Below are 10,175 nucleotides of genomic sequence, written 5' to 3'. Positions count from 1 at the left end.
ACTGGAAACAGTGCCCCCTGGCAGCGATCTTCACCTTGGATATAGCGCATAAGAAAAATGCCCGCATCTTGCGATGCGGGCATTTTCTTGAACCGGAGAGCAGATTGCTAGGTTTTCACACAATCTGCAGTGGTCGGGTTTTTCGTTTTTGGAAGGTGGCGCTCAATGGTGGGCTGCTGGAGCGAGGTGAGGCGGTTACGGAGCCCCCCCGCAAGGCGACAGATTTAAAGTCGCGTGACAATCTCACCCGTAGGTACGAGTTGGAACTCTTGATTGCTCACCCAAAAGACTGGCTTATGATCCAGGGTGCGGTAATAAATAGGGCCGTTGCGCCACGAAGTCGAAGTTGACTCATTAGTGTCGAAACTGAGTTGACGAGTTTCCGCCACAATCGTGTAACGCTGTCCAGATTTGCTCTCTGCTTCGTAAAGTCCAGATTCAACTATTCGTGATCTCAGCATTTTTCGCGCCCCGTTTTTGTTGAACAGACTTGAACGGTAGCACTGAGTCGTCAACGCGCCAGTGAGCGGGCATTTTTATTACCCACGATTCCCCCAAAGCTCTCCAAGCCTCTTGCCTCGGCAATGCTGGCCTTTGCAGTTGCAGCAATCATCGCGCTCGTGGCCTGCCTGCTACTGGGCATCCAGCACTTTCGGTTGTCGCGCTTGAAGGGAAGGTAGTGATCGAGGCTGAGGCCAAGCAGGACGCGAGCGACGCCAACAAAGAAAGCCAGGCAACGATCACCACGACGCCAAGATCGTGCGGAGTCAGAGCAAGTAGCCAGTTACCTGTCCCGGGTGCTTGTCCTTCATTCCGGCGAGGAGGTGCAGCGGTATGTGCTGTTTCGCATGAGTGGATGGAGCTTCGAAACTGCCCACTATCTGGGAGTGTCGCTCACTCAGCTCGACCGACGCTTCTTCTGCCAGTACCTTAGCCATTCTCGCGTGGTTCGCTGCGATTTCATTGAGAGTTGACACGTTACATCTCCCGGTGACTGACCAAGCGTAAGCTGGAGTCCTTAAGCGTTAATTTAATTGCCGCCGCGTCAGAATTACGTCGTTCTGGGGCTGCTACGGGCGTCCTTTGCAATCCTTAAGCCAGGCATGGTCGCGTATTCCACGCCACGTTTGCAGATGCGACGAATGGTGGCGCGGAGTTGTTCATGAGCAACTAAAACGCATCCGCCACGAACTGCCGGTTAGTGTCGATATCGCAAGCGTGAGATGAGGTGTGTCGCGGGTGAGTGCGTTACGGGTGGATCAGGAGGTTGTGTACTCGAGATAAAGCTTTTCGAGAGCCTCCTGGTATTTGTCTCCTGTTAAAGACTTTTTCAGAGCTTCCACAACTTCGAGTGCTGACGCCGCAGCCATGGCCTCGTTTTCTCCCCGATATGCGGCGCGCATTCTTGCTGCTGCAATTATCGATTCTTCAGTCGTGCCCATGGTGTTGTCCTCGAAGGATTGAGTCTCACCGATAGCTGCACCCCTAAATGATTTTAAGCCAAGGTGAGAGCGTTAACCGACCGTATCCGCCGAAAGGCCTCGGCACTCTTCGAGTGCTGAGTGGGGCGGCGCCGACGCTTCATTAATTTCAGGGAGGCGGGGGAGTGTTTGGCCGGCAGGACGCGAGAGTAATGGCTTGTCGCGTATGTGTGACGGCAGTTGTACGGCGGCCGGTGTCGGATTTCCGAGTTTTACGCAATTCGCGGATTATCGGTTGCGGCGCGGTTTGTTTGCCGTTCGGGCGTAAAATAGCTGTGCTACCTCATCAAAAGGAGCCGCATATGATCGCCGACCAAGTGAACAAACAGGCGTCGGAGCAAAGAGTTTGGGATCAATACTTCTGCGCTGCGTTGATTGCGGAAAGCAATCTGACGGCACCGGTTGTAGGAGAGGCCACTCACGAAGACAGGCAGAACCTGTTAATTGAAAGGGCCAAAGCTCTCGCCGACAAGATGATGGAAAACAGAAAGTAACCAGAGCCCAGCCGTTGAGCTGGGCTTTCCACATCTGGAGCCACCATGGCCTTCTACGACGAAATGGCCGTGATGGCTCCGGAGATGATTACTGCGTTCGGCCAACCCGGCCCGTGACCTTCCTTCAAGTAAGCTGGAATCGAACTGAATTGCCTGGACGCTCCAGAGAGAGGGCCTGCTTCTTTTTGTAGGTAACCTCAACGTCACATCCATAGAGGTTGCGGCCTATTTCATAATCAGGGCCCCGGGTAGCTCTGTTGTGTTTTGCGATCGTCAGCGCCGTTTCGATACCGATAACCGTCCCGATGCCTGAATTGATGGTCGGGGCAACTGCGCCGATACCGCCGACTGTGTAGACCCAACATTTGAAACCAACCGACTTTATTAGCGTTTCGGTATGCTCAACGGCTGACTGGTAGGCACCGAACGGAACCTTGTTTATCTTGAAACTTTCTCTATTGCGAATTTTTTGCAAAATTTCATCGGTCGAAATTTCGTGGTAGTTACAAACGTTGGTATCCATGGTGAGACCCTACCGAAAAATGTGGCTGGCACCCCAGCTATCGGCAGCTATAGCAATGACTTTAGCGGGAGGATCCATCGCCCTCGAGTGGCCTGTTTCAGCGAGGGCAATTGCCTCGTCGTGACGGACAGCCTCCAGCGAGCACCTGCACCCGTGGGGGCCCAGGTTGAGAGGGCCACCGATGGTCGATGCGGTTACCGTGAGGGTGTTGCCGACGGCCCGCGACGTCGTCCCGGCCAGATCCCAGGTGTAGCGGTTGTTGCTGCGGGCGCTGTCGGCATTGGCTAGCGGTTTCTTGTTGGGGCCGTCGTTACTTTACGTTGCCAGTGCGGAAGGTGGGGAGCGCCACGGAGTTCACGAAGCGTACGCCGTCCCAGCCTGGTAAGGGCGTTGGCATCAACTGGAACTGACCAGGAAATTCGGCATCCCAACGCAGCAACATGGAGGTGTCCTCGTGCTGGGTGTTGTGGCAGTGCTCCATGAAGGTGCCGGCGAACTCGCGGAAGTGGAGCGCTATCTCGGTGTTCACGGAGCTGTCGACGCCTTCTCCTATGCGGTAGATGTCCTTGCGCGCCCATTTCTCCCATTCCGGCGGCTCCTTGCCATCACGGCTGAGAATAATTGCCTCTTCGAAATGTACGTGCACCGGGTGGGCCCAGCCGTTGCCGCCATTCTCGATCTTCCACACTTCGAGGGTGCCATCGCCGCTGAAGCCGGCGGGCGTCGGACCTTGGGCCAATTGGGGGGCCGCACTGATACGGCGAGGGTCCATGTTAAAGCCCATGCCCCCATCGGTCTTGATGGTCCAGGGTGCCAGATCGGTGCCACTGGAGCGGCCGAAGGTAAAGAGGCGATGCCGCGCCGCTTTGAGCTTGGCCTGGTCGGCCGGGTTGTCGCGGTCGATGGTCAGCGGGATCATTTTCTTCCCGGCTGGCTTGCCGGGTTTGGCCGGTTCAAAGTCCGCCGGGTTCATGCTCTGGTCCTGGCCAGCGTAGGGCTGGACGAGCAACTGGAAGAACTTGCCGACGGCGGGATCACCCTTGTCCCATTGGGGCCCCTTGCTGGTTTGCTTGAGCACCGCTTTATATTTTTCGGACAGCACGTCAGCCAGCGGGATTTCGTTCTTCTCGGGCCCCTTGCCGTCTTTGTGCTCCAGCAGGTTGACGAAATAGAGCTTGTCCCCCGGTTTTATTCCGTTTTTGGCGAAGTTGACGATGATGTCGTAGCGTTCGCCAATGCCCTGAACCGGCAAGATGGCGTTGTTGTCCTGCAGGTCGCCATCGCCGTTCAGGTCCAGAGTGCCGTCGAAGGGCGCGGAATGCTCCATGATGTTGCCGTCGTTGGCAATCATGTGGAACGGCACTCTGGCGAAGGACACTCCGGAGCCCGCCGGCCCGGGGAACTCGCCGCCATTGCCGTTGATCTCACGCACCACGGCAAACTTGAAGAAACGCGACACCGAGGCGTTGAGTATGCGAAAGCGATAACTGCGCGCCCGTACCTTGAGAAAGGGCTGGTACTGCCAGTTGACCAGCATTTGGTCACCCAGAAAACCGTCGGTATTGAACGGGTTGAACCACAATTGGCCGGTTTCGTCCCAGGCCTTGTCGGCGATCAGCAGATTGACATCGTAGTCGCGGTTGCCCCAGGGCAGTGCCGAGCCACTGGGAAAACGCAGGTTGACGCCGTCCTCGAACGCCTCGTTGCCGCGATCGACGGCGCTGTAGTAGTTCATCATCGCGCCATTGCCCTTGTAGACATTCTGCGCGGTGAAATCGAGCATATGGTCGTGGAACCAGTGGGTGCTCATGGTTTCGCGCCAGTCGCCGCGCAGTTTGATACTGCCGTTTTGACAGGTCTTGAGACCAGGACTGGCATCATTGACGAACAGCGTTTCGCCGGGTGAGCAGGGGAACGCAGCCCGAGAGTCTTGCGCAGTGGTGTTGATAGTGTCGTAACCGGCCAGCTGCAGCGGCCAACGGTAGTCGTAGTACTGCCCGGGGAAAAAGAACGCATTGGTAAAGCCGTCGCTCTCGGCCGGGGAGTGCCCGTTGTGCTCGTGGGTCGTAAGGGTGTGCAGGCCAAAGCCGGCGTTTGCCGCCGGATCGATCGGCAGGGCGTCGTAGTGGCGCATCAGGATTGCTTGCCCATTGCGAACCATCAGCAATTTGGGCGGAAACGTGCCATCGAAGGTCCACAGCGACTTGTGGTTCTGCACTGGAAATCTGGGATGAAAACGCACGTCGATGCCACGGGTCGTGCCCACTATCACGGGGAAGTCGGACGTTTGGTTGTAGAGCCCACCGGGACCGAATTCGCCCTTGGTGTAGCTGTGCAACTGTTTGTTGTCGCGCAAGCCCTGATTGGTTCGGGCGCCTGCTTGCACGGTCTTGAACTGGACCTGGGGGAAAAACTCATTGAAGCGTTGGTGCGACCAGCCTTTTCCCGGTGGCCGCCCCTCTGCCGGTGAGCCTACCGGGCTGCGGTTGAGGAATGCTTCGATTTGCGCCTTCCAGGGGTTGCGGTCCAGTACATTGGAAAACTGCGACGGGAACGGGGTCAAGCCAGGTTGGCGCAGAAAGGCTTCCAGTGCCGTACTAGAGGGGCCACTGCGGGCGACACTGTTTGGATCCTGCTGTGGTTCCGGGCCCAGGGTAGGAACGGGGAACGTCAGTTTCTGCGGTGGGGTGGTCGGATCGAGCTTCTCCGAGCCGAGCTCTTCAAGCAGCAGCAATTGCTGGGTGAAGGGTTCGGCCCCGAACAGCGGGCTTGGCTTGCCATTGGTGGGAATATTGAACGACGTCTGCAGCTTCGGGGGCAGGACGTTTTGGGCGCGCGGAGTGGTTCTGTCGCCAAACACGCCATTGGGCAGGGCGAGCGCGCCCTGGTTGGCGGGCGGCGCGTCTTCCAGGGCTTCCAGCGCGGCCTTGGGGTCGGCGGGCGGATTGCTAAAGGCCGAGGGATCGGTCGGTGGCGGTGGGCCGAAATCATCGAGCGGTGCAGCGCTGACATTGGCCAGACTGAGTGTGACCAGCAGCGCAGCCTTAATGCCGGAGAAGAGGAATACCTTGGGCGAAGATTTCAGAGGTACTTTGCTTTTCATGGTCTTCACTTGGTTTCATGCCCGCGCGGCTTTATCGGTGCTACCCCCAAAGCGATAGCACTTTGCTGCTCTGTTAAGACTCAAGGCAAAAGCCGAGCCAGGCACGGAGGTCATAAAAAACCAAGAATAATCAACGGGTTGGATTCGGTTCATGCTATTGAAGGGAGTAGCAAAGTCTTTGTTCAGTGGGTGCAGGTCCCCACTCCTGGGGAGTCCGATAGTCATTCCCCCCAGATTTTTCGAGTGTGCTGCGTGGTAAGTGCGTAGGCGCTAACGCGAATTGTTGAAACAGTGTGTCGGCTCCTGGCCGAGAAGGTCTATTGATCGCGGGCACTACGCTAAACCGGCGGTCCCCTTTACACTTGGCATTGGCGTAGCGGGGCACAATCCACTTCCGGTCTGGTACTGGCAAAGACGATTTTCCGCATCTTTACGATGAAACTATCGTCAGATTGCATTTTTGCAAAACCAATCAGGAACAAACACGTGATGCTTGGACAGGGATTGTTGATTGAAATGTGTGCGCTCGCCTTGAGCATGTTGAGCATTGTTGCCTGGGTCTATCTTTGGATTAGTGGTGCAAGCTCGGCTCAGCTTCGCTTATCTAAAGTGAAGGTAAGTTTGCTGATTCCACTAGGCGCCATTGTCGTTGCCATTGGCGTCCTTGGCGTTTTCGCCAGCGATGCTGACCGCTATGGTTGGGAGGCTATTGGCCTCCTTGTGTTTATCGCCTTGCCTCTGATTGGAATTGCGTTGCCTGTGTTGATGACGCGTATCGGCGGTTTTTCCAGGGTACCCAATGAGTAGGGTCAGGGTTCTTCGGTCATGTGGGGCTCGCCAGGGTGGCGTGATTGTCGGTTGTGGACTAATGCTTAAGAGATGGGTAAATCACCGGATATCTGGGAGAGCGAAATGGGACCAGCTGACAGACCGAACCCGATCAGTTACATCCACCCAAACGGCAGAGAGGCGATGATTGATTTCGAATGGGGAGCTCAAGGCGATCCGATCCCAAAAGGGCTTCGCATTACCGTGAAGTACTCCGAGGACAATGTTCAAAACCTTCATGAAAAGGCGATTTACAAGAGCTTCGACGATGCAAAAAACCAAGGCATCAAGTTGGCTACCAACATGATTGAACAGGCCGATCGACTGTAGGCTTGTTGGCCCCAGGCTTCGACGCGAACGTCGGCAGCCGCCTCTCACCAAGGGAGAATCAGATGATCACTGACGCTCGGGATGCGGCAAAGTACGTTGAGTGCTATTCGTCTATCGAAAGCCCGCAAGTGCGGGAGGCGTTTTGCATGCTGGTTGGCGCAATTTCCACCATGAAGGGGCATAACTGTGCGCCCAAGCCACAGGGTGAGCTAAATAGAACCATAGAAATTTTTTCGCTATCCGACAGCACCTGCCCCTTCAGTTTCGTCGCCAACCATAATTGGCTTCTATTTCATTTCCGGCTGCCAGCTTTCAAGACCGTACACTATTCGCTTAAAGCACTCTCGGCAGAGTTTGGCGAGGTCAATGACAAGACTGATGGGGAATGGACCATCAAGCTACGGTCAGTCGATGATGTTCGCCGCTTGCTGCGGATAATCAATTTTTGATATTAACGCATCGGTCTAATCAATTCGGGCCCCTGATTTCTCACGTTGCCCACAGCCATGCCGACTTTGAACCATTCGAAGGTATCGGCCGGCTCTCCCTGCAGTAACACTATCTGCTCGGCGCGCTCCTTGGGCGTTGCATGGTTAAGCCATTCACAGGCCAGTTCCGGATCCAGGACAACCGGCCGTCGGTCGTGGATATCGACCATTCCACCGGCACTGTCGGCAGTGATGATCACGAAGCCATCGTCCTGCCTCGGTTCACGGCCACCGGCGGGGTATTGGCCGATAGCGGCGCACAGAATCGGTGCCCTGTCCCGGCGCCGGATGAGGTAGGGCTGTTTTTTCGGGCCACCTTCATAAACCCATTCAAACCAGTTGTCGATCGGCATAATGGCGCGGTGTGGCCAGATCGCCCGGAAGAAGGGGCCGTGCGCGATCTTCTCGACCCTGGTGCTGATCTGCTCCGGCTTGTCGGTGGCCCAATGCGGACGCCAGCCCCAGCGGACCAGATCAGCGTGCAGCACTTCACCTTCTAAATGGAGAAGTGCAACCTGGGTCGTTGGTGCGACGTTGTACTGTCCGATTGGCTGATCGCCCACGGTGTTGACCAGAGCGTTGGGCATGCTCAGCGCGGCGACGAAGTCGTGGATGCCTCGATATTGTGAAAGCCTTCCGCACATGGGCAAATCCTCCGGTTAAGACTTCAGTTTAGTTGAGTCGTTTGCCTGAAAACGGATCCATGCTCTTGAGAATAGACACCTGCGAGGCGATGGGGTGTAGCGTTTGAGTTTGACACCGTCAGTCAGTCTTTGAGGTGTTTTTGATACGGGCAAGACCACTCGAATGCGACAACGGACACTAACGTTGCTTGCTTCCTATCGACTAATCTCCCACTGATCACTCAGCCTTCGGAGCACGTGATGAAGCACATTGAGCGATTCAATGCGTCACTGAAAGACGAAGGGCGATATCGCTTGCTCATCGATGCGGTGACGGATTACGCCATTTATATGCTTGATCCCGATGGGTTTGTCAGCAGCTGGAACTCGGGGGCCAAGCGTTTCAAAGGATACGAAGAGGCAGAGATCCTGGGCCAGCATTTTTCCCGTTTTTATACCGAAGAAGACCGGAAATCGGGATTGCCCGAGCGTGCATTAAAAACCGCGGCTACCGAGGGTAGATTCGAGGGTGAAGGCTGGCGCGTGCGTAAAGACGGCGAGCGTTTTTGGTCACACTTCGTTATTGACCCCATCCGTTCTCCCAACGGCGAACTGTTGGGTTTCGCCAAAGTTACCCAGGATTTGACTGAGCGCAAGCTAGCCCAGGAGTCGCTCAAGCGGAGCGAGGAACAGTTTCGGATACTGGTCCAAGGCGTCTCGGACTACGCGCTATACATGCTTGACCCCAGTGGCGTGATCACAAACTGGAATCTGGGGGCGCAGCGAATAAAAGGCTATTTACCGGAAGAGGTTATTGGTCAGCATTACTCGCTGTTTTTTAGCGAAGAAGACCGCGAAAAAGGCGAACCGCAACGCGCGCTGGAAACCGCCGTTCGCGAGGGTCGTTTCGAGAACCAGGGTTGGCGAATCCGCAAAGATGGTTCGCGGTTCTGGGCCAATGTGGTGATCGACGTGATCCGTAATGAACGCGGAGAGTTACTCGGCTTTGCCAAAATCACTCGCGACATTACCGACGCCGTTGCAGCTCAGCGCGCACTCGACGATGCACGTGAAGCACTGTTCCAATCCCAGAAAATGGAATCCATCGGGCGACTTACGGGCGGGATCGCCCATGACTTCAACAATCTGCTGATGGTCGTACTGGGCAGCCTGGAGATTGTCCGCAGGCGCACCAAAGACGATCCTAAAATCATCATGCTTCTGGACAATGCGATCAAAGGCGCACAGCGCGGGGTTTCGCTGACCCAGCGGATGCTGGCGTTCGCTCGTCGTCAGGAGCTAAAACTTGAAACAGTCGATGTAACCACCCTGATACGCGGGATGTCGGAGCTGCTGCAAGGCTCACTCGGCCCGACGATCACTGTCGAAACCCGCTTCCCACGGGTCCTGAAACCGGTCATGGCGGACGCCAATCAGCTCGAACTGGCGCTGCTCAATCTGGCCGTGAACTCGCGCGATGCAATGCCTGAAGGGGGGCGGATCCTCATCAGTGCACGAGAGGAACAGGTCATTTCGAACAAGGATCCGCTCAAGCCCGGCTCGTACATTGCCCTATCGTTGACCGACGACGGCGAAGGCATGGATGAAACGATATTGGCCCGGGCTGCGGAGCCGTTTTTCACCACCAAGGGCATCGGCAAGGGCACGGGGCTGGGGCTGCCCATGGCGCAAGGGCTTGCTGAGCAGTCGGGCGGGCGACTGTTCGTGAAGAGCAAAAAGGGCAGTGGAACCACCGTTGAGTTGTGGCTGCCCGTGGCGGATGCTCCCGAACTCCCGGCCAAAATCACGAAGCCCAGACCCAGCCCGCCGACAGCAATCAATTCACTGACAGTGCTGGTGGTGGATGACGATCCGCTGGTGTTGCTCAGTGCCGTCGCGATGCTGGAGGACCTGGGACATACGGTGTTCTATGCCGAGTCCGGGGCTCGGGCGCTGGAGATAATCTCCCAGGACAATACGATTGATCTGGTCATCACTGATCAGGCCATGCCACACATGACCGGCATCCAGTTGGCTGACGCCATCAAGGCTCAGTGGCCGACATTACCGGTACTCCTGGCCACCGGGTTTGCCGAACAAATGGAGATTCCCGTCAGTTGGCCAAGACTCAGTAAACCCTTCAATCAGGAAGTACTGTCGTTGGCCGTACTGGAAGCGCTGACGGCGCTTTAGGCGCAAACCTTGATCGACAGGCGCGATTGCGTCTGTCGATCAAACACGAACCATGTTCCAAGCCATCACTGTCTTGCCATTGATGGGCTTGCGGTGCTGCCTATGATGGAGC

At 56.2% G+C, this 10,175-nt stretch carries 10 protein-coding genes and 1 pseudogene; 6 read left to right on the top strand and 5 right to left on the bottom strand.

What is annotated here, in order from left to right:
• Nucleotides 1–350, top strand: a 350-nt coding sequence (locus ACN1C3_RS06155; RefSeq protein ID WP_419114907.1) for a hypothetical protein, incomplete at its 5' end; no start/stop codon positions are given.
• A gap of 417 nt (nt 351–767) precedes the next feature.
• On the opposite strand, the gene ACN1C3_RS06150 is transcribed toward ACN1C3_RS06155, so the two are convergent.
• Nucleotides 768–977 carry a hypothetical protein gene (locus ACN1C3_RS06150; RefSeq protein WP_419114906.1) on the bottom strand — a complete coding sequence of 70 codons (210 nt, stop codon included), beginning with the start codon at nt 975–977 and terminating at the stop codon, nt 768–770.
• A 282-nt stretch (nt 978–1,259) separates the two neighbouring features.
• Nucleotides 1,260–1,442 carry a hypothetical protein gene (locus ACN1C3_RS06145; protein ID WP_419114905.1) on the bottom strand — a complete coding sequence of 61 codons (183 nt, stop codon included), beginning with the start codon at nt 1,440–1,442 and terminating at the stop codon, nt 1,260–1,262.
• Nucleotides 1,443–1,783: 341 nt separating this feature from the next.
• Between ACN1C3_RS06145 and ACN1C3_RS06140 the strand changes: the two genes are divergently transcribed.
• Nucleotides 1,784–1,975 (top strand): hypothetical protein, encoded by a 192-nt coding sequence (locus ACN1C3_RS06140; protein WP_419114904.1) that lies wholly within the window; start codon nt 1,784–1,786, stop codon nt 1,973–1,975.
• Between the two features lie 124 nt (nt 1,976–2,099).
• Here ACN1C3_RS06140 and ACN1C3_RS06135 read toward each other — a convergent pair whose 3' ends face one another.
• Complete coding sequence (locus ACN1C3_RS06135) at nt 2,100–2,498, bottom strand: hypothetical protein (protein WP_419114903.1); 399 nt, start codon at nt 2,496–2,498, stop codon at nt 2,100–2,102.
• Nucleotides 2,499–2,614: 116 nt separating this feature from the next.
• Nucleotides 2,615–5,601, bottom strand: a pseudogene (locus ACN1C3_RS06130) (multicopper oxidase domain-containing protein); the annotation flags it as partial.
• 486 nt (nt 5,602–6,087) lie between these two features.
• Between ACN1C3_RS06130 and ACN1C3_RS06125 the strand changes: the two are divergent.
• The 3 genes from ACN1C3_RS06125 (at nt 6,088) to ACN1C3_RS06115 (ending at nt 7,208) form a co-directional block, all read left to right on the top strand.
• Nucleotides 6,088–6,408: a hypothetical protein gene (locus tag ACN1C3_RS06125; protein WP_419114902.1), complete on the top strand. Its 321-nt coding sequence runs from the start codon at nt 6,088–6,090 to the stop codon at nt 6,406–6,408.
• 72 nt (nt 6,409–6,480) lie between these two features.
• Nucleotides 6,481–6,759, top strand: coding sequence for a hypothetical protein (locus ACN1C3_RS06120; RefSeq protein ID WP_419114900.1), 279 nt, complete (start codon nt 6,481–6,483; stop codon nt 6,757–6,759).
• 62 nt (nt 6,760–6,821) lie between these two features.
• Nucleotides 6,822–7,208, top strand: coding sequence for a hypothetical protein (locus ACN1C3_RS06115; protein WP_419114899.1), 387 nt, complete (start codon nt 6,822–6,824; stop codon nt 7,206–7,208).
• A gap of 2 nt (nt 7,209–7,210) precedes the next feature.
• On the opposite strand, the gene ACN1C3_RS06110 is transcribed toward ACN1C3_RS06115, so the two are convergent.
• Nucleotides 7,211–7,891 (bottom strand): SOS response-associated peptidase family protein, encoded by a 681-nt coding sequence (locus ACN1C3_RS06110; RefSeq protein WP_419114898.1) that lies wholly within the window; start codon nt 7,889–7,891, stop codon nt 7,211–7,213.
• 240 nt (nt 7,892–8,131) lie between these two features.
• On the opposite strand from ACN1C3_RS06110, the gene ACN1C3_RS06105 reads away from it, so the two are divergent.
• Nucleotides 8,132–10,063: a PAS domain S-box protein gene (locus ACN1C3_RS06105; RefSeq protein WP_419114897.1), complete on the top strand. Its 1,932-nt coding sequence runs from the start codon at nt 8,132–8,134 to the stop codon at nt 10,061–10,063.
• Nucleotides 10,064–10,175 lie beyond the last annotated feature (112 nt).

Source organism: Pseudomonas sp. H11T01 (genome assembly GCF_048515765.1).
In the GTDB taxonomy this organism is placed as follows: domain Bacteria; phylum Pseudomonadota; class Gammaproteobacteria; order Pseudomonadales; family Pseudomonadaceae; genus Aquipseudomonas.
The sequence above is the reverse complement of the archived record's forward strand: the minus strand, read 5'-3'. Positions and strand labels throughout refer to the sequence as shown.